Origin of the sequence: Devosia sp. Root105, assembly GCF_001424865.1 — a bacterium.
Lineage (GTDB): Bacteria > Pseudomonadota > Alphaproteobacteria > Rhizobiales > Devosiaceae > Devosia_A.
Genome location: NZ_LMCR01000001.1, coordinates 420,335 through 441,216, shown reverse-complemented (window position 1 = coordinate 441,216; position 20,882 = coordinate 420,335). Strand labels below are relative to the sequence as shown.

23 protein-coding genes are annotated in these 20,882 nt (G+C 66.3%); 15 read left to right on the top strand and 8 right to left on the bottom strand.

The window, feature by feature from the left end:
- The first annotated feature begins 50 nt into the window (after positions 1-50).
- From aroC to ASC68_RS01910, 3 genes are all read left to right on the top strand, one after another.
- Positions 51-1,157, top strand: coding sequence for a chorismate synthase (gene aroC / locus ASC68_RS01920; protein ID WP_055873928.1), 1,107 nt, complete (start codon positions 51-53; stop codon positions 1,155-1,157).
- Between the two features lie 271 nt (positions 1,158-1,428).
- Complete coding sequence (locus ASC68_RS01915; RefSeq protein WP_055873925.1) at positions 1,429-2,034, top strand: hypothetical protein; 606 nt, start codon at positions 1,429-1,431, stop codon at positions 2,032-2,034.
- Between the two features lie 88 nt (positions 2,035-2,122).
- On the top strand, positions 2,123-2,953 hold the full coding sequence (locus tag ASC68_RS01910) for a sterol desaturase family protein (RefSeq protein ID WP_055873921.1): 831 nt from the start codon (positions 2,123-2,125) through the stop codon (positions 2,951-2,953).
- On the opposite strand, the gene ASC68_RS01905 is transcribed toward ASC68_RS01910, so the two are convergent.
- From ASC68_RS01905 to ASC68_RS01890, 4 genes are all read right to left on the bottom strand, one after another.
- Complete coding sequence (locus ASC68_RS01905; protein ID WP_055873919.1) at positions 2,940-3,683, bottom strand: TlyA family RNA methyltransferase; 744 nt, start codon at positions 3,681-3,683, stop codon at positions 2,940-2,942. The two genes, ASC68_RS01910 and ASC68_RS01905, sit on opposite strands and share 14 nt — an antisense overlap.
- Positions 3,680-4,282 carry an SCO family protein gene (locus tag ASC68_RS01900; protein WP_055873916.1) on the bottom strand — a complete coding sequence of 201 codons (603 nt, stop codon included), beginning with the start codon at positions 4,280-4,282 and terminating at the stop codon, positions 3,680-3,682. The genes ASC68_RS01905 and ASC68_RS01900 overlap by 4 nt, the downstream gene beginning before the upstream one ends.
- A gap of 90 nt (positions 4,283-4,372) precedes the next feature.
- Positions 4,373-4,627 carry an exodeoxyribonuclease VII small subunit gene (locus tag ASC68_RS01895; protein ID WP_055873912.1) on the bottom strand — a complete coding sequence of 85 codons (255 nt, stop codon included), beginning with the start codon at positions 4,625-4,627 and terminating at the stop codon, positions 4,373-4,375.
- A gap of 26 nt (positions 4,628-4,653) precedes the next feature.
- Positions 4,654-5,583 (bottom strand): histone deacetylase family protein, encoded by a 930-nt coding sequence (locus ASC68_RS01890; protein WP_055873909.1) that lies wholly within the window; start codon positions 5,581-5,583, stop codon positions 4,654-4,656.
- A 67-nt stretch (positions 5,584-5,650) separates the two neighbouring features.
- On the opposite strand from ASC68_RS01890, the gene ASC68_RS01885 reads away from it, so the two are divergent.
- On the top strand, positions 5,651-6,580 hold the full coding sequence (locus tag ASC68_RS01885) for an L-threonylcarbamoyladenylate synthase (RefSeq protein ID WP_055873906.1): 930 nt from the start codon (positions 5,651-5,653) through the stop codon (positions 6,578-6,580).
- Positions 6,581-6,757: 177 nt separating this feature from the next.
- On the opposite strand, the gene ASC68_RS01880 is transcribed toward ASC68_RS01885, so the two are convergent.
- Positions 6,758-7,714 carry a J domain-containing protein gene (locus ASC68_RS01880; RefSeq protein WP_055873904.1) on the bottom strand — a complete coding sequence of 319 codons (957 nt, stop codon included), beginning with the start codon at positions 7,712-7,714 and terminating at the stop codon, positions 6,758-6,760.
- A 109-nt stretch (positions 7,715-7,823) separates the two neighbouring features.
- On the opposite strand from ASC68_RS01880, the gene pdxH reads away from it, so the two are divergent.
- From pdxH to ASC68_RS01860, 4 genes are all read left to right on the top strand, one after another.
- On the top strand, positions 7,824-8,459 hold the full coding sequence (pdxH, locus tag ASC68_RS01875; protein ID WP_055873901.1) for a pyridoxamine 5'-phosphate oxidase: 636 nt from the start codon (positions 7,824-7,826) through the stop codon (positions 8,457-8,459).
- A gap of 81 nt (positions 8,460-8,540) precedes the next feature.
- Positions 8,541-9,725 carry a DUF898 family protein gene (locus ASC68_RS01870; protein ID WP_156384478.1) on the top strand — a complete coding sequence of 395 codons (1,185 nt, stop codon included), beginning with the start codon at positions 8,541-8,543 and terminating at the stop codon, positions 9,723-9,725.
- A complete protein-coding gene (locus ASC68_RS01865) occupies positions 9,725-10,837 on the top strand; it encodes a M48 family metallopeptidase (protein ID WP_055873895.1) in 1,113 nt (370 codons plus the stop codon). The genes ASC68_RS01870 and ASC68_RS01865 overlap by 1 nt, the downstream gene beginning before the upstream one ends.
- A 236-nt stretch (positions 10,838-11,073) precedes the next feature.
- Positions 11,074-11,895: a DUF1499 domain-containing protein gene (locus ASC68_RS01860; RefSeq protein ID WP_055873894.1), complete on the top strand. Its 822-nt coding sequence runs from the start codon at positions 11,074-11,076 to the stop codon at positions 11,893-11,895.
- 127 nt (positions 11,896-12,022) lie between these two features.
- Here the strand turns inward: ASC68_RS01860 and ASC68_RS01855 are convergent, their stop codons facing one another.
- Positions 12,023-12,946 (bottom strand): MBL fold metallo-hydrolase, encoded by a 924-nt coding sequence (locus ASC68_RS01855; RefSeq protein WP_055873891.1) that lies wholly within the window; start codon positions 12,944-12,946, stop codon positions 12,023-12,025.
- A gap of 66 nt (positions 12,947-13,012) precedes the next feature.
- Here ASC68_RS01855 and ASC68_RS01850 point away from each other — a divergent pair, with 66 nt between their 5' ends.
- Positions 13,013-13,651: a biotin transporter BioY gene (locus ASC68_RS01850; protein WP_055873888.1), complete on the top strand. Its 639-nt coding sequence runs from the start codon at positions 13,013-13,015 to the stop codon at positions 13,649-13,651.
- Between the two features lie 137 nt (positions 13,652-13,788).
- Here ASC68_RS01850 and ASC68_RS01845 read toward each other — a convergent pair whose 3' ends face one another.
- Positions 13,789-14,340, bottom strand: coding sequence for a hypothetical protein (locus ASC68_RS01845; RefSeq protein WP_055873885.1), 552 nt, complete (start codon positions 14,338-14,340; stop codon positions 13,789-13,791).
- Between the two features lie 142 nt (positions 14,341-14,482).
- Between ASC68_RS01845 and ASC68_RS01840 the strand changes: the two genes are divergently transcribed.
- The 6 genes from ASC68_RS01840 to ASC68_RS01815 all read left to right on the top strand — a co-directional run bounded on the left by ASC68_RS01840 (position 14,483) and on the right by ASC68_RS01815 (position 20,069).
- Complete coding sequence (locus ASC68_RS01840) at positions 14,483-14,944, top strand: hypothetical protein (RefSeq protein ID WP_156384479.1); 462 nt, start codon at positions 14,483-14,485, stop codon at positions 14,942-14,944.
- A gap of 7 nt (positions 14,945-14,951) precedes the next feature.
- Positions 14,952-15,617, top strand: coding sequence for a response regulator transcription factor (locus ASC68_RS01835; RefSeq protein WP_055873879.1), 666 nt, complete (start codon positions 14,952-14,954; stop codon positions 15,615-15,617).
- Positions 15,614-16,969 carry a HAMP domain-containing sensor histidine kinase gene (locus ASC68_RS01830; RefSeq protein WP_055873876.1) on the top strand — a complete coding sequence of 452 codons (1,356 nt, stop codon included), beginning with the start codon at positions 15,614-15,616 and terminating at the stop codon, positions 16,967-16,969. Before ASC68_RS01835 ends, ASC68_RS01830 begins: the two co-directional genes overlap by 4 nt.
- Positions 16,970-17,186: 217 nt before the next feature.
- The gene (gene cpaB / locus ASC68_RS01825) at positions 17,187-18,317 is read left to right on the top strand and encodes a Flp pilus assembly protein CpaB (RefSeq protein ID WP_055873873.1); all 1,131 of its coding nucleotides are present in this window, start codon (positions 17,187-17,189) and stop codon (positions 18,315-18,317) included.
- Positions 18,318-18,429: 112 nt separating this feature from the next.
- Positions 18,430-19,836 carry a type II and III secretion system protein family protein gene (locus ASC68_RS01820; protein WP_055875903.1) on the top strand — a complete coding sequence of 469 codons (1,407 nt, stop codon included), beginning with the start codon at positions 18,430-18,432 and terminating at the stop codon, positions 19,834-19,836.
- Positions 19,833-20,069: a hypothetical protein gene (locus tag ASC68_RS01815; protein WP_055873870.1), complete on the top strand. Its 237-nt coding sequence runs from the start codon at positions 19,833-19,835 to the stop codon at positions 20,067-20,069. Before ASC68_RS01820 ends, ASC68_RS01815 begins: the two co-directional genes overlap by 4 nt.
- Before the next feature lie 78 nt (positions 20,070-20,147).
- Here the strand turns inward: ASC68_RS01815 and ASC68_RS01810 are convergent, their stop codons facing one another.
- Positions 20,148-20,663 carry a hypothetical protein gene (locus ASC68_RS01810; RefSeq protein ID WP_055873866.1) on the bottom strand — a complete coding sequence of 172 codons (516 nt, stop codon included), beginning with the start codon at positions 20,661-20,663 and terminating at the stop codon, positions 20,148-20,150.
- Between the last annotated feature and the right edge of the window lie 219 nt (positions 20,664-20,882).

Genomic DNA, 20,882 nt, shown 5'->3' with positions numbered 1-20,882 from the left:
ACCGTCTCGCCGCGTGCCCCTAGAACCGCGGCAGTCTTCGGGGCATTCTCATGAGCTTCAATACCTTCGGCCACCTGTTCCGTTTCACCACCTGGGGCGAAAGCCATGGGCCGGCGCTGGGCGTGGTGGTCGATGGCTGCCCGCCGGGGCTGCCGATCTCGGCCGAGGTGATTCAGCGCGATCTCGATCGGCGCAAGCCCGGCCAGTCGCGCTTCACCACGCAGCGGCGCGAGGACGATCAGGTGCGGATCCTCTCCGGCGCCTTCGAGGACGAGCGCGACGGCCAGCTGAAAACCACCGGCACGCCGATCTCGCTCATGATCGAGAACACCGACCAGCGCTCCAAGGACTATTCCGAGATCAAGGACAAATACCGTCCCGGCCACGCTGATTTCACCTATCACCAGAAATACGGCATCCGCGACTACAAGGGCTCGGGCCGTGCCTCGGCGCGCGAAACCGCGGCGCGCGTCGCCGCCGGCGCGGTGGCCCGGCTGGTGATCCCCAATGTCACGGTACGCGCCAGCCTCGTGCAGATCGGCCCGCACAAGATCGACTATGCGCGCTTCGACTGGGCCGAGGTGGACAACAACCCGTTCTTCTGCGCCGACCCGGTCGCCGCCAAGGAGTGGGAAGTCTACCTCGATGGCATTCGCAAGGCCGGCAACTCGGTCGGTGCGGTGATCGAAGTGGTGGCCGAAGGCGTGCCGCCCGGCTGGGGCGCCCCGATCTACGGCAAGCTCAGTGCCGACCTCGCCTCGGCGATGATGTCGATCAACGCGGTCAAGGCCGTCGAGATCGGCGCTGGCTTCGAAGCGGCCGAGCTCACCGGCATCGAGAATGCCGACGAGATGCGAGCCGGCAATGCGGGGCCGTACTTCACCTCGAACAAGGCGGGCGGCATTCTGGGCGGCATTTCCAACGGCGATCCGATCGTCTGCCGCTTCGCGGTGAAGCCGACCTCCTCGATCATCACACCGCGCCAGACGGTAACGACGCATAACGAAAACACCGAGGTCATCACCAAGGGCCGGCACGATCCCTGCGTCGGCATCCGCGCTGTGCCGATCGGCGAAGCGATGATGGCGGTGGTGCTGGCCGATCATTTCCTGCGCCATCGGGGCCAGACCGGCCGCGAGGGCGGCATCGGCTACTAGAGCGCTTTCAGGAAAAGTTGCAGACTTTTCCGGTTCGAAAGCGCGACAATTCACACTGAGCTCGTCGGGACTGGCTGGCAGGGTGCCGCGGGCCGACCCTTAGAATCGAGAAAATTGTCGGCCCGGAACACGCGCTAGTGCGCATTGACCGCCTCGGCGGCAAGGCGCTTGCTGTGAGCATAGGCCGTAAGCCATTGCTCTTGCTGGACTATTTCTACGGGTAAGCGCGAGATGACTAAGCGGTCGCACTGACACAGCTGAGGGTTATCAGATGTTCGAGTCCTGCCGCGCTTACGTCATGGCCGCTAATCTGCGTGATAGTCTGGCGCTCGAAACCGTGGCGCATCAGCTCGGCTTCGGCGAGGTGGTCTGCGGCCTCGGCAACCCCGCATATGCCGGCCGCTCGGCAACGTCGATCACCTATTTCTTCCTCGATTACCGCATGCGGGACGAGGAACTGGTCGACTGCATCTCTGCCATCCGTGCGGAGCGGACCTCGCGGCTTTGCTACTCGCCGATCATCCTGTTCACCACCGACCGGGCGGCGGAGACGGTGGTGCGCTACGTCCGCTTCGGTTTCGACGATGTCATCAGCCTGCCGGCGCGGCGCGACGAGCTGGCCGAGCGCCTTGCCGATCAGTTGCACGAGCAGGTCTATATCGAGACCAAGGATTACCTCGGCCCTGACCGGCGCCGGTTCGACCGCGGCGCGGAACTGCGGCTCGGCATCTCGCCGCACACCAGGTTGGTGCTCGAACGCGATCCACGGCGCGGCGTCAGGGTGCTGGATCGCGAGGTCCGCGGCCACCGCTTCAAGGCGCGGGCGGCGCCGCATACGCATTTCATGGCCAAGCTGTTTGGACAGCACGCGTTCTAGACGCGCCAACTCCAGGCCTCCGGAACGGTTAACAAATCGACAAGCACCCCCAGGCTAATGTGCCTGACCTGACATTTGGGGGCGGCCGATGGACTGGCTTGGCGATGTGGTCAGACAAGGTGGCTCGGCGCTATGGGACGGAGGCGCGGCACTCATCCTGCCAGCACTGTTCTTTGCGGTATTGGCGGTGCTGGTCAAGAAGCGCGAAGCCCTGGCCGCGTTGCGGCGCGCCGCCGGCGAGATCCGGATCAACCTGGGCCTTTATCTGTTCGATACGCTGATGATGCTGCCGATCCTTGGTCTCGTCACGGGGTTCGCCCAGGCGGCGATGCAGGGCGCCGGCTTGATCCTCGTGCCGGCGGCGTTCTGGGAAACGCTGGGCCTCTATCCAACCCTGTTCATCGTGGTCTTTGCCGGCGATTTCATCGGTTACTGGCGACACCGTCTCGAGCATACCAACCTGCTTTGGCCGAGCCACGCAGTACACCACAGCGACACCGAGATGAGCTGGTCTACGCTGTTGCGCTTTCACCCGATAAATCGGCTGACCACCACGCTGATCGATTCGACATTCCTGCTGGCGCTGGGTTTCCCGGCCTGGGCGGCCGTCGCCAACGGCTTGGTGCGGCACTACTACGGCTATTTCATTCATGCCGACCTGCCCTGGACCTATGGTCCGCTGGGCAGGATCTTCGTCTCCCCGGCGATGCATCGCTGGCATCACGCCAGGGAGTACAAATATGCCGGGACCAACTTTGCCACGGTGTTCTCGGCCATTGACGTGGCGTTCGGCACCTTCTCGCTGCCCGGTCCATGCGATGTGCCCCTCGGGCTCGAAGCCGACATGGGGCAAGGCGTACGAGGGCAGCTGACCTATCCGTTTCGGCGCTGGTTCAGCGCCGCGTTCAAGCGCGGCTGAGCTGAAATACCGCTACCGTTTCGTGGTTGCCGTCGCCACCGGCTATCGGCGAAGGCACCGAAACGAGGTGGGTCCAGCCGCGCGCGATGAGGAACGCCACGACGTCTGCGATCGAGCCGACAATGGCGCCCTCGTCGGTGACGATGCCGCCCTTTCCGACATTGTCGCGACCCACCTCGAACTGTGGCTTGATCAGGATGACGGCCTCGGCCTTGGCGGCGCAGAGGGACAGCGGCACCTCCAGCACTTTCAGCACCGAGACGAAGCTGATGTCGCAGACCAAGAGCCCGATCGGCTCGCGGATCAGCTCGACCGTCAGGTCGCGGCCGTTGACGCCCTCGAGCGAGACGACCCGCGGGTCCGCTTTCACCCGCTCATGCAGCTGGTCGTGCCCGACATCGACGGCGTAGACTCTCGCCGCCCCGCGCTCCAGCAGCACCTGGGTGAAACCGCCGGTCGAGGCGCCGAGATCGAGGCAGACGCGTCCGGCCGGCTCGATGCCGCCGACCTCGAGGCCGGCCACCAGCTTCAGCGCCGCGCGCGACACATAGCGCGCCGCGGGGTCGTCGAGCGTGATGCTGTCATCTGCCGCGACCTGCTGGTTGGGTTTGCTGGCGACGACGCCGTTGACCGTCACCGTGCCACGCAGGATCGCGTCACGCGCCCGAGCCCGGCTGGGCAACAGTCCCCGAGCCTCGAGCGCCTGGTCGAGGCGGATGCGATCGCTCACGAGGCGATGAGCTTCTTGATCTTGGCGATAGCGGCTTCCTTGCCCTCGCCATAGGCGATAGTGCCTTCGAAATTGCCGTCCTTGTTGATCAGGAACACCGAGGCAGTGTGATTGACCAGGTAGAAGCCATCCGCGTCAGGTTCGGTGGTCTCGGAAGCCGCGCCGAACGACGCCTTGACCGCCGTCGTCTGCTCGTCGGAGCCGACAAGGCCGATGGTGCCGGGGAACGGGCTCAGATAGTCGGCCAACACCTGTTTGGTGTCGCGCTTGGGATCGACCGTGACGAAGATGGTGCGGAGCTGCTCGTTGCCGAGCCCCAGCTCCTGCTTCCAGACTGTCGATTCCGCCAGCGTGGTCGGGCAGACATCGGGACAGTGCGTATAGCCGAAGAACACCAGGCTCGGCGTGCCCTTGAGGCTCGCCTCGGTGAAGGCGCCGCCAAGCGTCGATTCCATGGTGAACGGCTTGCCGGTCACCCCGAGCGGCGCCGAGGGCGGCCGGAAGATGAACAAAGCCGTGGCGCCGAGCGCGGCCACTACGACCAGCGTCCAGAGGATGATGCGGAAGCGCGCCAGCGCCGGTGAGGAAGTGTCGGCCATGGTTCCTGCCCAGATGAGTTGGCGCCTTATAGCGCCAGCCGGCACAGCTTGGCGCGTGTCATTGTCGCGCACTCACCGAGGCGTGAAGGCTTATTGCGGGTCGAGCGGCTCGGTACCGGTGGGCTGGCCGTTGCGCAGGGTGATCTTTTCGATCCGCATCTCGGCCTGCTTCAGCAGTGCCTCGCAATGCGCCTTCAACGCCTCGCCGCGCTCATAGATGGCGATCGACTCGGCCAGCGGCGCCTGGCCGCTTTCGAGCTTGCCGACAATGCCCTCGAGTTCGCGCAACGCCGCCTCGAAGCTCATCAGCTTGATATCGTCGGCGGTGGCGGGGGAATCGGACATGGCAGTTCCTTCGATGGGCCTCGTTGCTAGCTGGTGGCCATCAACATTTCAACATGCGCGGCGGCGCCGGTGGCGAGCCCGTGTCGGTCGTAGCCACCTTCCAGCATGGAAACCAGCCGTCCCTCGCACAGCCGCTCGGCCACATCCACCAGCCGCTCGGTGACCCAGGCAAAATCCTCGGGGTGCCAGTTGAGTCCGGCCAGCGGATCGCGATAGTCGGCGTCGAAGCCGGCGGAGACCAGCAGGAAATCCGGCCGGAACGCCTCCAGCGCCGGCAGGATCCGCTCGGTATACGCGGCGCGCATCTCCGCCCCGCCGCTGCCCGCCTGAAGCGCGGCATTGCAGATATTGCCGACGCCGGTAAAGCTCGGCGAGCCGGTACCGGGATAGAGCGGCATCTGGTGGCTCGAGGCGTAAAATACCGTCGGATCGGCCTTGAAGATGTCCTCGGTGCCATTGCCGTGGTGGACGTCGAAATCGACGATCGCCACCCGCTCGGCCCCGAACTTGCGCTGCGCCTCGCGCGCCACCACGCCGATCGAGTTGATCAGGCAGAAGCCCATCGGCCGGTCGATCTCGGCGTGGTGTCCGGGCGGGCGGACGGCGCAGAAGGCGTTACGCACTTCGCCCAGCGCCACCGCTTCGAGCGCCGCGAGCCCGCCGCCGAGCGCCGTCGACGCCGCCTCGAGCGAGCGCGACGAGATGAAGGTGTCCTCGTCGATCTGGCCGATCCCTTCGGCCGGCCTGGCCCGGGTGAGGATGCTCAGGTAGTTGGCGTCATGCACCAGCTCGGCCAGCGTCAGGTCGCCCGACGGCGCCTCGCGGCGGACCAGCCGCGCGAAGCGGTCGGCGCTCAGCGCCTCCTCGACCGCCCGGATGCGATCGGGCCGTTCGGGGTGCCCGGTTGGGGTGGCGTGGCTTTCGAAATTGGGCTGGGAGACGAGAAGAGTGGCCATGGGCTCGGGAACTGTCGCTGCGCCAATAGCTTGACGTTGTGCTCACCAGCTTGTCAAACCTCGCGCCATGGCCAGCGCCGTTCATTCCCACTCCGATCTGCCCGAGCTCGCAGCGCGACTGCGCGCCGGCGACCTCGTCGCCTTCCCTACTGAGACGGTCTATGGGCTGGGCGCCGACGCGACCAATTCCGATGCGGTGCTGAAGATTTATGAGACCAAGGGGCGGCCGCGCTTCAATCCGCTGATCGTCCACGTCGCCGATCTCGCCATGGCCGAGCGCTTCGTGAGCTTCAGCCCGATGGCCCACAAGCTCGCGGAATTCTGGCCCGGTCCGCTCACCCTGGTACTGCCGAAGCGCCCGGAAGCCGGGCTTTCCGACCTGGTCACCGCGGGTCTCGATACTGTTGGCATCCGCATCCCGAACCATCCGCTGGCTCTGGAGCTGATCCGCGCTGCCGGCCGGCCACTGGCCGCACCCTCTGCCAATCGCTCCGGCAAGCTGTCGCCGACCACCGCCGCGCAGGTCGAGCGTTCCTTCAACGGCGCCGTGCCAGTGCTCGAAGGTGGCGCCTCACAGGCCGGGGTGGAGTCGACCATCCTGGCGGTGGAGGGTGACGTGGTGACGCAGCTGCGCGCCGGCGCCCTGCCGCGCGACGAGGTCGAGGCGGCAATCGGCCGGCCGGTGGCGGTGGCGAGACACGATGCGGCAATTGCCGCGCCCGGCATGCTGGCGAGCCACTACGCGCCAAACGCCACCCTGCGCCTCGATGCCGAGCGGGCGGAGGCGGGGGAGACCTGGCTCGGCTTCGGACCCGGTCCTGATGGCGCCAACCTGTCGCCGAGCGGCGACCTGCGCGAGGCCGCCCGCAACCTGTTTGCCATGCTGCACCAGCTCGATGAAGGCGCCACCCGCATCGCCGTGGCGCCAATCCCACGCAGGGGGCTCGGCGAAGCGATCAACGATCGGCTGAAACGGGCCGCGGCGCCGCGAGGCTGACGCGTCACTCAAGTTGTGTCTGTGGAGGTGCCCCACCCACTGAGTCATCCCCGCGAAAGCGGGGACCTCCGTTTGCGATGGTGCCACGGCCAAGAAAACAGAGGTTCCCGCTTTCGCGGGAATGACCCGGTGAAGTAAGCGAGACGGCGGATCATCTCGTCCGTCCGCGAAGTGCCTCTAGTTGTCCCGCACCTTGTATGGCTTCTGGTCGCGCCAGAAGCGCATCAGGCTTTCGAGGTCGGGGTCGCCCTGTTCGGGCAGCACCACCCTGAGCGTGGCATAGAGGTCGCCAGCGCCGTGCAGGCCCTTGCCCTTGAGCCGCAGCGCCTTGGCCGTGTTGACCGAGGGCGGCAGGTTCAGTTCGGCTGAGCCATCGAGAGTGGGGACGCGCACCTTGCCGCCCAGCACCGCCTCATAGAGCGTGATCGGCACATCGACGCGCAGGTCCGCACCATCGCGGCGGAACTGCTTGTGGCGTTCGAACTTCACCGTGACGATGGCATCGCCCGGCGCGCCGCCATACGGCGATGGGTGGCCCTGGCCCTTGAGCCGGATCTGCTGGCCTTCCTCGACCTTTTCGGGAAGCTTGACGTTCAGCACCTTGCCGGTCGGCATGCGCAGCGGCACGCTGCCGGCGGCCTGCGCTTCCTCGAGCGTCACCGTGACGGTGGCGTTGATGTCTTCGCCGCCCATCCCAGTGGTGCGGCCGCCCTGGAAGCCGCCGCTCGATGCACCGGTGAACGGATCCCAGCTCTGGCTGCCGCCGGCGCCGCGCGTCGGCCCGCGCTGCTGGCCGCCGAAGCCGGACATGAATTCCTTGAGGATGTCCTCGGCCGAAAAGCCGCCTGCGCCGGCCCCTGCACCGGGGCGTGCGCCGCCGCCCGCGCCACGGCTGAAGCCGGCAAAGCGGGGGTTGCCGTCGGCGTCGATCTCGCCGCGGTCGTAGCTGGCGCGCTTGTCCTTGTCGCTGAGAAAATCATAGGCCGACGAGACCTCGGCGAACTTCGCGTGGGCCTTCGGGTCGTCCTGGTTCTGGTCGGGGTGATGCGCCTTGGCGAGCTTGCGATAGGCGGACTTGAGGTCTTTTTCGGTGACGGACCTCGGCACCCCGAGCACGGTATACGGGTCGCGCATGGGTTCCTTCAATTCGGGGCGGGTTGGGATTTGCTTTCGCGGCCCGCGCCATCCTATATGGCCATGCGCTCCGGGCTTGTCCAGACTGGCGCGTTACGAGGGTAAAACCATGCCGGCAACGACACTTACCGAGCGGCTGTTCGACGATTCCGATACTGCGCCGATCGATCCCTGCTCGCTGTTCGAGGAGTGGTTCGCCGCGGCTCAGGAAAGCGAACCCAACGATCCGCACGCCATGGCGCTGGCGAGCGTCGATGCCGACGGTCTGCCGGATGTGCGCATGGTGCTGCTCAACCAGCGCGATAGCAGAGGCTTCTGTTTTTTCACCAATTTCGAGAGCGACAAGGGCCGCGAGCTGCTGGCGCATCCGAAGGCCGCCTTCGTCATGCACTGGAAGACGCTGCGCCGGCAGATCCGGGTGCGTGGGCCGGTGGAAGTGGTCGCCGACAAGGAGGCCGACGCCTATTTCGCGACGCGTGCCCGGGTCAGCCAGATCGGCGCCCATGCGTCCAAGCAGTCACGGCCGCTCGCCAACCGCTATGCCCTGCTCGAGCGGGTCGAGACCCTGAAGAAGAGTTTTCGCGAAGACGAGCCAGTGAATCGGCCGACCTACTGGTCGGGCTTCCGGGTCATCCCGCAGGTGATGGAATTCTGGCAGGATGGCGCCAACCGCCTGCACGATCGGGTGCGCTTCACCCGCGCCCTGCCGGATGGCGCCTGGAGCCGGCAGCGGCTCTACCCGTAAATACTGAGCGCCGGCAATTGCCCGGTGCTTGCCAATAACGCCACGATTATCGCAACATGCCGGGCGCGTTGGGGGGGTGGCGTGGCCAGTATTACAACAATGTTTGGTGATGCGAGGATCAGTCGCGTCCCGGCCAAGTTCACCGGTACGCGCGCCGAACTGTTCTGGCGGCTGGTCCGCGGCTACCTCCTGATGTTCCCGACCCTCGGCCTCTATCGCTTCTGGGTCACCACCGTGAAGCGCCAGTTCTACTGGCACAACACCAGCATCGACGGCGATGCTCTCGAATACACCGGCACGCCGTTGCAGCTGCTGATCGGCTTTCTGATCGCGCTGGCGGTCTTCCTGCCGCTCTACATCGTCTTCTTCTACCTCTCGACCCAGGTCGGGGCTGTAGTGATGGTCGGCTATGGCATCGTCGCGACGTTGTTCTGGTTCCTGTTCGGCTATGCCAGCTATCGCGGGCGCGACTTCCGGCTGTCGCGCACGCTGTGGCGCGGCATCCGCTTCGACCAGAAGGGCAATGCCTGGGTCTATGCGACGCGGCAATTCCTGTGGTCGCTGCTGGTCGTCGTCACCGCCGGGCTCGCCTACCCGTTCATGTCCGCCGACCTCTGGCGCTACCGCTACAGCAACACCTGGTACGGTGATCGGCAGTTCAGCTTCACCGGCAGCTGGCGCACCATTGCCGGCCCGTTCTACCGCGCCTATGCGGTCGCCGCAGTAAGCGCTGTCGCCGTGGCGATCCGGTTTGTGGCCTCAGGCCCGGAGACGGCGATCCTGTTGCTGCTGGCGATTCCCGTCGGTTTTGCCTGTTTCTTTTACTATCGTGCCCGCGAGAGCAGCCGGATGTTCTCCGAGGTGCATCTGGGCGCAGCGCGCCTCCGCGTCGAGATCAAGGCGCGCGCCCTGGCGCTGCAGTTCGCGGCCTATTCCGGCATGCTGGTGGTGGCATTCGTCATCATCGGCCTCGTCGGCTTCCTCGTCACCCTGGTGATACAGGGCCAGTTCGATTTCACCTCGCTCGCCGGCATCGCCCGGGCTGGGTGGATCGGCGTGGCGCTGGCGCTTGGCGGCTATCTGGTGAGCCTCGCGACGCTGGGCCTGATGGCCGAGGTGTATCTCGATTGCGGCTACTGGATGCTGGTGGCTCGCGGCGCCACCATCACCGGCCTCGAGAGCCTCAGCACCGTCCGGGCCGGCGACGAAGACAAGGCGCTGGCCGGCGAGGGCCTCGCCGATGCGCTCAACGTGGGGTCGTTCTGATGGAGATGGAGCCGGTCGGACGCTACTATGACGGGCTTGTGGCGGCCCGCCGCTACGTCACCTTCGCGTTGACCCGCGATGCCGCGCCGGCAGAGCTCATCATTGCCGATCGCGACACCCGCGAAGAGATCGACCGCTGGCCGGTCGACGCGCTGTTCGAGGTGACCGGGCTCGGCGATGAATTGCGGCTCGGTGCCACCGGCCGACCCTATGGCGCACGCCTGCGTGTACCGGCCGGCGAGTGGAACACGGCGTTGCGCGAAGCCATCCCCGGCCTCGGCCGGCGCGCGCAGCTCGAGCGTGGGCAACAGCGGCGCGTCCTCGGGATCGCGGTGGCGGCGCTTGCCTCGGTGATCGCCGCCTACGTGTTCGGGGTCCCCGTGCTGGCTGACAGTGTCACCCCGCTGGTGCCGCCGACCTGGGAGACCCGGCTCGGCGAGGGGGCTCGGATGCAGATCGAGGGCATGCTGAGCAACGGCGTCGGTTTCCAGGCTTGCGGTTCGGAGTTCAGTCAGGCGAACCGGGCCATCGACCGCTTCGCTGCCAGTGTGATGGCGGAAACCGGTTCGCCCTTCACCCCCAGGGTGACGGTGGTCCGCTCGCCGCTGACCAACGCCTTCGCGTTGCCCGGCGGCCAGGTGTACTATTTCTCCGGCCTGCTCGAGCGGACCGAAACCGCCGATGAGTTCGCCGGCGTCCTGGCGCATGAGCTGGGTCACGTGGTCCACCGGCACGGCATGGAGATGCTGATCGAGAGCTCGGCGACGGGCCTGCTGGTCGGCTTCGTGCTCGGCGACATGACCAACCTGTCGGTTGCTGCGGCTGCCGGCGCGACGCTGATCGACAGCCGCTTCTCGCGCGAGGCGGAACATGAGGCCGACGCCTTTGCCGGCGCTGCCGGCAACCGCCTCGGCTTTTCGCCGCTGGCGCTGGCGACCCTGCTCGAGCGGATCGCGGCAGATAACACGATGAGCCGCACGCTGGCTTTGCTCAACACCCATCCCTTGACCGACGAGCGGCGGGCTGCGCTCGAAGCGTTCGAGGTTGCGCCCACCACCACCCGCCCGGCCTTCTCCGAGGCCGAATGGCAGGCGATCAAGGCGATGTGCTAGAGCTTCAAGAAGAGCCTGTCCCCGCGAAGGCGGGGATTGCGGACTTTTCCACCTCGAAAGCGCGACCAAGTCAAAGACCTCGAGCGTTTCTTTGAAACGCTCTGGCATCTCACCGATTTCAACGAAGCGGTGAGATGCTCCAGGCCGCGGCCCTCAACAACTTTCTTCTGCGAGGCTTTGCACGAAGCGCCGCGCCGTGCTTATCCCTTAGCTCTGTTGCAGTACCGGCCGGCACGATGCGCATTCTCATCCGCACCTCGAAATGGGCAATCTGGGCCCGGCGCTTCGGCAGCCTGGCGCTGCCGCTGACCATCATCCCGGTGCTGCTGCACCGCGAACAGCTGATCACCAGTTCCGACTTCGCCGTCATCGAAGCGGTAGCGGCGGGAGTAGCGGCGCTGGCCATCTTCCTGGCGCTGGGCGCTTTCGGACGGCTGTGGATGACCGGCGACCAGGGTTGGAGCAAGGCCGGCTGGGGCCTGTTCTTCGGCATCGTCTGCCTCTTGCCCTTCGCCTATCTCGGCTATGAGGCGATGCGCTACCCGATGGTCAACGAGGTGACGACCGATATCGCCGACCCGCTGCCGCTGCTCTCGCCGGTGCGCGTCGCGCCCACCAGCGCGCCGCTGCGGGCCGAGATCGCCGCCACCTTCCCCAACGTCCAGGCCCGTACCTACCCCATCGATGCCACCGAGATGTTCGCCATTGTCGACGATCTGGTCGAGGCCCGCGGCTGGGATGTGCGCACCCGCCGCGCCCCGCCGACGGCGCTCGATATCGGCCAGATCAACGCCATTGCGGTGACGCTGTTCGGCTGGCGCGACGAGGTGGCGATCCGGGTGACCGGTACGGCGCAGGGCTCGGTCATCGACATGCGCTCGGTGCCGCTCGGCGGCTTCCACGATTTCGGCGAGAACGGCAAGCGGATCGAGGAATTCCTCCTCGCGCTCGACCAGAAGATCACCCTGACGCTGCGCGATGCGCCGCAGGCGCCGGCAGCGCCCGACACCGAAACCCCGCCGCCGCCCGAAGGCGAGCCGGATGATGACGCCGAGTAGGCTGGCCGAGTACAACAGATCATCGAACGCGCTGGCGGGCTGCGCAATTTTGCCACCGCAGCTCGACCAAACTCACCGGGGAGGTGGGAAGTTTGGCGGTCGTTCACCGCAACGATGACGCCCTTGCTTACGCGCGCGACGGAAACAGCGTCGTGCCGAACGGGCCGTAGGTGGCGCCGATCAGGCCGCGATCGACCAGATACTCGACATGCGCCTTCAGCGTCATCAACGCCGCCCCATGCAGCGGCAGGGCCAGCTGTGGATAGATCGGCGCCAGCAGGTCGCGAATCTTGCGGGCTCCGCCGTTCACCGCCGCGACCACCTGCCGATTGCGCTCCTGCCGGTGTGCCAGCAGCGCCCGGGCATAGTCGGGCCCATCCTCGATGCTGCCGCCATGGGCCGGCGCGTAGTGCCCATAGCCGAGGCCGATCACCTTTTCGAGCGAGTGCAGGTAGTCGGCCATCGAGCCGTCGGGCACGGAAACGAGGGTCGAGTTCCAGCCCATGATGTGATCGCCGGTCAGCAGCCAGGGCGTGCCGGCGATCCCGAGGGCGAGGTGGTTGGCGCAATGGCCGGGGGTGGCGATCACCTCGAGGGTGATGCCGTCGATCGCGACGTGTTCGCCATCCTGCAGCACCCGATCCGGCACGAGGCCCCAGTCGCTTTCGCCGCCGACCGCATTGACCTCGAACAACCGCCGCGGCCGGCTGAGCCGATGCTTGCCGCCGGACCAGACCGGGGCGCCGGTAGCCGCTTTCAGCTTCGGGACCAGCGCCGAATGGTCGATATGGGTGTGGGTGAGGATGATCGCCTCCACCGGGCGACCGGCGATGGTGCTGGTCAGCGCCATCAGGTGCGCGTCGTCATCCGGGCCGGGGTCGATCACCGCCACCCGGTCATGGCCGACGATGAAGCTGTTGGTGCCCTTGAAGGTGTAGGGGCCGGCATTGGGAGCGGTGATGCGGACGAGGCCCGGAGCCACCGTCACGGGGTGGCCGGTCGCTGCGTCGAACGTCGTGTTGAAGCTCAGCGCCGGCGGCTGGCCAGCCATTGCGCTCTCCCAGGCGAGCGACTAGTAATCGGCGCTAGAAATGCTCCTGTTGATGAAGGATTGGCAATGGCCTTGACGCTCACCACGCCGAACACGGTTCTCGGCGTGCTTTCGCCCAAGTCGCAGTCGGCTCGCCTCGTGGCAAACCTCGTCACCGTGGTGCTTGGCTCGCTGGTGCTGGCGCTGTCGGCCAAGATCTCGGTGCCGGTGATGCCGATCCCGGTGACGCTGCAGACCATGGCGGTCGCCGCCCTCGCTGCCGGCTTCGGCTGGCGCATCGGCGTCGCCACCGTGGCGCTCTACATCGTCCAGGGCCTCTCGGGCCTGCCCGTCTTTGCCACCGGCGGCGGCCTCGACTACATCATGCGCCCGTCCTTCGGCTTCATCCTCGGCTACCTGCCGATGGCCTACATCATCGGCCGTGCCGCGGATCTGGGCGCTTCCGGTCGCATCGTGCTGCTGTTCGGCGCGATGCTCCTCGCCGACGCGGTGCTGTTCGCTTTCGGCTTCACCTGGCTTCTGGTCGTCGCCAATGTGATCGTCCAGTCCGGCGCCACGCTGCCCGGCTGGCTCGATGCCACCAACCTCATCGGTACCGCCTGGAACGGCGCCGTGGCTCCGTTCATCCTGTGGGACGTGCTGAAGATGGCCTTCGCGGCGGTCAGCGTCGTCGGGATCTGGAAGCTGCTGCCCAAAAAGGCCTGAACGCCTCGCGAGAAATTGGAAAAAGGGCCGGTCAGTTGACCGGCCCTTGCTCTTTGTCAGTGCCCCGTAGCGCCTGAGCGCTTTCAGGAAAAGTTGTAGACTTTTCCGGTTCGAAAGCGCGACCAAATCAAAGTTATTTAGTTGGTGAACACCGCCAGCGACCCGTCAGCCGCCACGCCGATGGCGATCACTTCCTCGGCCGAGGTGTTGTTGGCCTCGAGCCAGGCGTCGAGCGCCACGTTGGAACTGAGCGCCAGCTGCAGGTCGTCGATCTCGTCGGCATTGCCGCTGAGCGCGAGGTCCAGCGCAGCGGCGTTCTCGGCATTGATCCAGCCACTGATATCGTAGGTGGTGGCGTCGATATCGGTGAGGCCGGCGAGGCTGGTTTCGGTCCACTGGCTGCTCTCGATCAGCGAGATCACCACACCCAGCTCATCACCGGCCGTTAAGGACGCAGCCGCGGAGGCATTGGCGGTGAGGCTGCCAGCCGTGCTATCTTCAGTCCCGAGGCCGTCAAGTCCGAGACTGGCCGTAGCGTCGATATCGGTCGCGACTCCGAGCGACAGGCCGCTTTCGCCAGCCGAAGCGTTGCCGCCGAGCGAGACGCCGACACCGATGTCGAGCGCCAGGGCGGGCGCGCTGAGGACGCAGAGGCAGGCAAGAGCTGCGGCAAGGGTTTGAGTTTTCATGGTGTTGGCTCCGTTGCAGTTAGTGCGTCGAGGAGCTTCAGGGATTCGCCCTGACACGTTCATGAGATCGTTGTCAGGCAATGGTCAGGGTCGAGAACGTATTGTACCGAGCATGCTCCCTATCCGGTCGAATCATCGCCTGTTGCCCGCGCTCGTCTGTCTTGCGGGCCTGTTGCTCCCATCGGCCGCGTGGGCGCAGATCGACCTTGGGCTCGACCTGGGGGGCCTCGGCAGTGTCGATGTCGGCGTCGGCGGCGATGAGGGGCTGGGCGTGGACGTCGACCTCGGCGGCGACGACAGCGGGCTCGGCGTCGACCTCAACCTTGGCGGCTCGGGGGGGAGCGGGCTGGGCCTCGATCTCGAGACCGCCGGCCAACCGCTCGGACAGAAGGCGGCGCTGCAGGCGGTTCGCAGCGGCAGGGCCCTGCCGATGGAAGACATCATGCTGCGTGCCCAGCTCCTCACCGACGGCGAGATCATCGATGCGCAGTTAGTGTCGCTGCAAGATGTACTGCTGTATGAAATCAAGGCGCTGGGTAAATCCGGCGACGTGAGCGAGCTGTATTTCCTGGCCCAGACGGGTGAATATCTCGATCTGAACTGAGCGTCACATGCGCGTACTGGTTGCCGAAGACGATCGGCGCATCGCCGAGGCCCTTGCTGCCGCCCTGCAGGCGGCCGGCTTTGTTGCCGAGGTCGAATCCGACGGCGAGGAGGCCTGGTATCGCGGCGACACCGAAGAGTTCGACGCCATCATCCTCGACCTGGGGCTGCCGACGCTGGACGGCCTCACCATCCTGAAACGCTGGCGCAAGGCCGGCCGCAGCGGCCCCGTGCTGATCCTTACGGCGCGCGGGCATTGGGAGGAACGGGTCGAAGGCATCGAGGCCGGCGCCGACGACTATGTGGTCAAACCCTTCCGCATCGAGGAAGTGGTGGCGCGCATCCGCGCCATCGTCCGTCGCTCCGGCGGCTTTGCCTCATCGCGGGTGGAGATCGACGATCTGGTGCTCGATACCCGCGCCATGCAGGTGACCCGCGACGGCATCCCGATCAGCCTGAGCCCGCAGGAATACCGGCTGTTCGCCTATCTGGCGCATCAGCGCGGCCGGGTGGTGTCGCAAATGGAGATCACCGAGCACCTCTACGCGCAGGATTTCGAGCGCGAGTCCAACTCGATCGAAGTGCTGGTCGGTCGGGTGCGGCGCCGGCTCGGCACCGAGATCATCAAGACCCGTCGCGGTTTTGGCTACTATATGGGGACCCTCGAGGAATGAATCCGCGCTCGCTGCGCCTGCGCCTGCTGGGCGGCGCGGCGCTGTGGATCATCCTCGCACTGCTGGTCGCCGGTTTCGCCATCGGCTGGATGTTCACTGCCAATGTCGAGCGCTCGATGCGCGACGGGCTGACCGCCAGCCTCAACCGGCTGGTGGCCCAGATCGACCCGCTGGCCGAGGAGCCGGTGCCCGGCGATGCGCTGCCCGATCCGCGTTATGGTACGCCGCTCTCCGGCATCTACTGGCAGGTCGAAACCTCGGGATCCGAGGATTCCTGGCGTTCCCGGTCGCTGGGCGACCACGTGCTGGAAACCCGGGGGGCGGCAGCACCGGATGGCGCCGAGCGCTTCGGCACCCTTGCCGGACCGGGCGCGCAATCGCTGTCCGCCATGGTGCGCGAGGTCAGTTTCTCGACCGACGCCGGGCCGAGAGTTTTCCGCGTCACCCTGGCCGAGGACCGAGCCTTGCTCGACGAGTCGATCCGCCGCTTCGGTGGCGACCTGATGCTGGCGCTGGCGGTGCTTGGCGTGGCGCTGATCCTCGCCGCCTGGCTGCAGGTGCAGCTCGGTTTGAAACCACTCGAACACCTGCGTGAAGGCATCGGGGCGGTGCGGCGCGGCGAGGCGCAGAAGCTGCCGCCGCGCTACCCTGCGGAAGTCCTGCCGCTGGTCGGCGAAGTGAACGAGTTGCTGAGCCAGCAGCAGAAATCCATGGAGTTCGCCCGCGCCCGCGCCGCGGACCTGGCGCACGGGCTGAAGACCCCGCTGTCGGTGCTGCGCAACCTCGCCGCCCATATGCAGACCACCGGCCATGCCGAGGCCGGCGCACAGGTCGATGAAATCGTCGGCGAGATGGACGATCGCGTCGAATATCAGCTGCGCCTGTCGCGGCTGAGGATGCGTACCCGGGCCCATCAGCTCAGCGCGTCGCTGAACGAGGCGGTCGATCGGACCATCGCCGTGCTGAGCCGCACCCAGGAGGGCGAGGAGCTCGACTGGCAGGTGCAACTCTCCTCCGAGCTCAAGGTCGATATCGATCGGCACGACCTGATGGAGCTGGTGGGCGTGATCCTTGAGAATGCCGCCAAATGGGGCAAGTCGCGGGTGCGCGTCGAGGGCCGGCGCGATGGTGATGTTGCCGAGCTTACCATCGCCGACGATGGGCCCGGCCTCACCGAGGAGCAGATCGCCCGGCTCGGCGTGCGCGGCCAGCGCCATGATGAAAGCCGGCGCGGTTCGGGCCTCGGGCTGGCCATCGCGCTGGAAGTGGTGGCGCTCAACGCCGGCACGGTGCATTTCGCCCGCGCCGCCGAAGGCGGCCTCGCCGCAACGGTCCGGCTGCCGCTGGCTTAGAGCGCCGATCGCCACCGCCGGTGGCTGTGGACCCCCACCCTTAATCCCTCCCCGCAAGGGGGAGGGAGACGACAAACTGCGAATTCGGTGTACAGGGGTGGGGGTCAGCCCGCATCGGCGGTCAGAGTTAACCCAGCATTTCCAACCTCCTTCGAAGTCTGTGCGCTTTGGAACGAAGCCGTGAGCCTTTTCGCGTAGATCAATACGGGCCGGCCGAATGCCGGCTTTTGCCAGGCTCTGGCCGCTCAGCGAGGAACTCGTGCTACGGCGTACGCAAACGGTCGCTTTCAAGGATGATGGCGAAATCCAGGAGGCCTTGCGCCCCGAACTGCCGCGTACCGCGGCGCAGAAGGCGGATCCGGCCGTGTTGGACAAGGTGCTCGCCGAGGTGACCTGGACGCCGCCGCCGACCCAGGCGGAGCGTCGCAACCTCGACGCCTGGCGCTCCGAAGCGCTGCAGACCGTCGTTACCAATACCGATCGCCGCAAGGGCGGTGATCGCCGCAAGCCCGTGGCGCCGCCGCCGAGCACCGGCTGGCGCTGGAAGGTTCCCCCCTCCCGCATCGCTCTGCTGGCCGTGGCGCTGATCGCCGGCGGCCTCGCCGCCTATCTGACCACCCAGACCAACCAGCCGGTGGCCCAGCCGGTCGCCGAGGCGGTGACAGAGGTGGTGCAGGAAGCGCGGGTGCGCGTCCTCGCTGCCAAGACCGGCCTCGGTCTCGGCCAGCGGCTGACCCCGGAATCGGTTGAGTGGGTGGATTGGCCTGCAGGCGCGGTGCGGCCCGAGTACATCACCACCGAAGCCATGCCCGACGCCGTTACCGAGATGAGCGGCGCCATGGCGCGCTTCGAGTTCTTCCCCGGCGAGCCGATCCGCGCCGACAAGCTGGCGCTCGAAAGCGACGGCTACCTGTCGGCGGTGCTCGACAGCGGCACGCGCGGCGTGTCGGTCATGGTATCCGCCTCCTCGGCCTCCGGTGGCTTCATCGTCCCGAACGACCGGGTCGACGTGGTGCTGACTCGCAGCATGGGCGAGGCGGGCCCGCAGATTTCGGACACCATCCTCCGCAACGTGCGGGTGCTGGCGATCAACACCCGGCTGGGCGAAACCGGCACCACCGGCGCGGCAGCCGACCCCGAGAATCCACGGGCCGAGATCTTCGCCGACGAGGCCATCGCCACCCTGCAGCTCGATCCCGGCCAGTCCGAGGTGATCATCAACGCCTCGAGCTCGGGCCGCCTGGCCCTGGTGCTGCGCCCCTATGTCGACAGCTCCGAAGCGGCCAAGCCCGAAGACCGCAGCGCCAACCAGGCGATCCGCGTTTCGAGCCCGTTCTGGACCAGATGACGATCGGCAGGCGCCCGCTCCGCGGCCCGATCGACACTCCCGTTAAATCGCCGTTGACCCGGCCCTGCTAGAACTTCCCGGTTGCTTGAGAACGTTAGCACAGATGTACACCATGACGGCATACCGGGGCTTTGGCAGAACGCTGCTGTCCCAGTCACTTAGGGCAGCACTTGGCGCGGTGGTGCTGCTTGCGGCGCTCTGCGCGGGGCTGTTTCCGGCGCTGGCCCAGACGGTCAACTACGACCTCAAGACCACCTCGGTGATGCGCATCAAGCTGCCGGCCTCGCAGGCGGTGACCGTCGTCATCTCCGACGCCGTGGGCAAGATCGTCTCCGCCGACCCCGCCATCGCCGACGCGCAGCCGATCACCGACAAATCGCTTTACCTCGTCGGCAAGGGCTTCGGCACCACCACCGTCAACCTGTTCTCAGCCGATGGCGCGCCGGTCGGATTGCTGGCGGTCGAAGTCGGCGTCGATACCTCCGATATCGCCCGCTCCATCCGCGACGCCATTCCCAGCTCCAACGTCAAGGTCAGCTCGGTCAACGGCCGCGTCCGGCTCGGCGGCTCGGTCACCGACGCGGTCACCATGCAGAAAGTGCTCGATATCGTCGCCCAGTACGGCAGCCCGGCGATCATCAACACCATGACGATCAGCGGTGGCCAGCAGGTCAATCTCGAAGTCCGCATCATCGAGGCCCAGCGCGACGCCGGGCGCGAACTCGGGATCCAGTGGAGCGGCGGCATCGGTGGCGTCTCGACCAGCATCAAGGGCGGCCCGAACGACCCGGTCACCAACTCCTTCGCCAGTTTCGTCACCAACATCATCTCGACCGGCGGCGGCATCAATCTCAGTGCCACCATCAAGGCACTCGAGAGCAAACACCTGGTGCGGACCCTGGCGGAGCCGAACCTGACGACGCTCTCCGGCGTCAATGCGAGTTTCCTTGCCGGCGGCCAGGTTCCGATCCGGACACCAGATCAGAACGGCAATGCGGCGATCACCTACCGCGATTTCGGCGTGCGCCTGGTGTTCCAGCCGGTGGTGCTGGACGGCGACCGCATCCAGATCCACCTGACCCCGGAAGTCAGCGGCATCAACGGCTTCACCTCGGCCGGCGATCCGGTGTTCAACACCCGCAACCTCGATGCCACGGTGGAACTGCGCGATGGGCAGAGCTTCTCGGTGGCAGGGCTGCTGCAGAGCAATACCAACCTCAACCAGAACCAGCTGCCCTGGCTCGGCGACGTGCCGATCCTGGGCTCGCTGTTCAAGTCGTCGAGCTTCCAGAAGCACGATACCGAGCTGGTGGTGATCGTCACGCCGCGCCTGGTGCAGCCGAGCGTTCCCGGCCAGATCGCCGCGACGCCGCTCGATGCCACCCAGCCCGCCAATGACCTCGAGTTCTTCGCCCTCGGCCAGATGGAAGTGACGCCCAAGATGCTGAAGAGCTTTCAGACCGGCAACGGCGTGGTTGGCCCCTACGGCTACATCATCGACCTCAGGAGCGGCAGTTGACCCCGCTGCCCCTCAACGCGGTGCGGGCCGTGGCCATGCTTGCCGTGTGTTCGGCGCTGGTCGGCTGCGCCTATGACTACCGGCAGCGTACCGATCGGGTCGGCTACGCCGCCGGCGACGCGGTAAAGGCCAACCTGGCCCGTGAAACCACCAACCCGACCAAGGCTTCGATGTATTCCACCAAGGGGTTGGGCAAGAACGGCTCGGTCATCGTGGCGCCGGTCGAAGAGTAGCGGCAACTCCAGACGCATGAAACGCCAAGGGCGGGGTCGAACAGACCACCGCCCTTTTGCTTTTCGCCGTGCGTCGGATCAGGCGCGGGAGTCCGCCGCGGCGCGCTCCAGGATCTGGATATTGTTGGCGACCACCAGGTTGTCGGGTTCGATCTTCTGCGCCTTGCGGAAGCTCATCAGCGCCTCGCTGAGGCTGCCGCGCAGCAGGTAGGAATAGCCAACATTGTTGTAGTACTGCGCCGTGCCGCCGGTCATCTGGTAGAGCGAAGCGTAAACCCGGTCCGACAGGTCGAACCGGCCGAGGCGGTCATACGAGGCGCTGAGCCCGACATAGCCTTCGGCCTTGTTGGGCGCCAGTTCGACCGCGCGTTTGTAGAACGCCGCCGAGTAGCCGAAATTGTCGTTGCGGAAATGCGCCCGGGCCTCGGTCAGCGCGCCTTCGGCGGTATAGGTCTCGATATTGGAGATCTCGGCGACGGCGAGCTTGTTGCTGCCGAAGGCGCTCATTCCCGCCGAGCTGCAGCCGCTGAGCGGCAGCGCTACGATGGCTGCAGCTAGCAGCCCATGGCGAAACAACCCGCCGATCCCGTTCATTTCTCAATGCCCCCATCGAGAGGCCCGCTTCTGCGGACCTGATCTGTGGGGCAACGCTAGGCGCAGCAGGGATTACGCTTGGTAAATGTGCGCCATGCGCCGCCAATCAGGCTTAACGGTACGTTACCGCACAATGGGTAATGGGCTTGAGCACGAAGTCGTATTCAGCAACTCGCCAGACGCCTTGCGCATGGTGCACTGGAATGGAACTCTCAGGCA

Excerpts from the sequence above, each read along its gene's own strand:
- ASC68_RS01835 (WP_055873879.1), top strand. The coding sequence starts at position 14,952 with ATGCGCGTACTGGTTGCCGAAGACGATCGGCGCATCGCCGAGGCCCTT.
- ASC68_RS01885 (WP_055873906.1), top strand. The coding sequence starts at position 5,651 with ATGGCCAGCGCCGTTCATTCCCACTCCGATCTGCCCGAGCTCGCAGCG.
- ASC68_RS01915 (WP_055873925.1), top strand. The coding sequence starts at position 1,429 with ATGTTCGAGTCCTGCCGCGCTTACGTCATGGCCGCTAATCTGCGTGAT.
- ASC68_RS01895 (WP_055873912.1), bottom strand. The coding sequence starts at position 4,627 with ATGTCCGATTCCCCCGCCACCGCCGACGATATCAAGCTGATGAGCTTC.
- ASC68_RS01820 (WP_055875903.1), top strand. The coding sequence starts at position 18,430 with ATGACGGCATACCGGGGCTTTGGCAGAACGCTGCTGTCCCAGTCACTT.
- ASC68_RS01855 (WP_055873891.1), bottom strand. The coding sequence starts at position 12,946 with ATGGCTGGCCAGCCGCCGGCGCTGAGCTTCAACACGACGTTCGACGCA.
- ASC68_RS01890 (WP_055873909.1), bottom strand. The coding sequence starts at position 5,583 with ATGGCCACTCTTCTCGTCTCCCAGCCCAATTTCGAAAGCCACGCCACC.
- ASC68_RS01910 (WP_055873921.1), top strand. The coding sequence starts at position 2,123 with ATGGACTGGCTTGGCGATGTGGTCAGACAAGGTGGCTCGGCGCTATGG.
- ASC68_RS01830 (WP_055873876.1), top strand. The coding sequence starts at position 15,614 with ATGAATCCGCGCTCGCTGCGCCTGCGCCTGCTGGGCGGCGCGGCGCTG.
- ASC68_RS01850 (WP_055873888.1), top strand. The coding sequence starts at position 13,013 with ATGGCCTTGACGCTCACCACGCCGAACACGGTTCTCGGCGTGCTTTCG.
- ASC68_RS01810 (WP_055873866.1), bottom strand. The coding sequence starts at position 20,663 with ATGAACGGGATCGGCGGGTTGTTTCGCCATGGGCTGCTAGCTGCAGCC.
- pdxH (WP_055873901.1), top strand. The coding sequence starts at position 7,824 with ATGCCGGCAACGACACTTACCGAGCGGCTGTTCGACGATTCCGATACT.
- ASC68_RS01860 (WP_055873894.1), top strand. The coding sequence starts at position 11,074 with ATGCGCATTCTCATCCGCACCTCGAAATGGGCAATCTGGGCCCGGCGC.
- ASC68_RS01845 (WP_055873885.1), bottom strand. The coding sequence starts at position 14,340 with ATGAAAACTCAAACCCTTGCCGCAGCTCTTGCCTGCCTCTGCGTCCTC.
- ASC68_RS01900 (WP_055873916.1), bottom strand. The coding sequence starts at position 4,282 with ATGGCCGACACTTCCTCACCGGCGCTGGCGCGCTTCCGCATCATCCTC.
- cpaB (WP_055873873.1), top strand. The coding sequence starts at position 17,187 with ATGCCGGCTTTTGCCAGGCTCTGGCCGCTCAGCGAGGAACTCGTGCTA.
- ASC68_RS01880 (WP_055873904.1), bottom strand. The coding sequence starts at position 7,714 with ATGCGCGACCCGTATACCGTGCTCGGGGTGCCGAGGTCCGTCACCGAA.
- ASC68_RS01865 (WP_055873895.1), top strand. The coding sequence starts at position 9,725 with ATGGAGATGGAGCCGGTCGGACGCTACTATGACGGGCTTGTGGCGGCC.
- aroC (WP_055873928.1), top strand. The coding sequence starts at position 51 with ATGAGCTTCAATACCTTCGGCCACCTGTTCCGTTTCACCACCTGGGGC.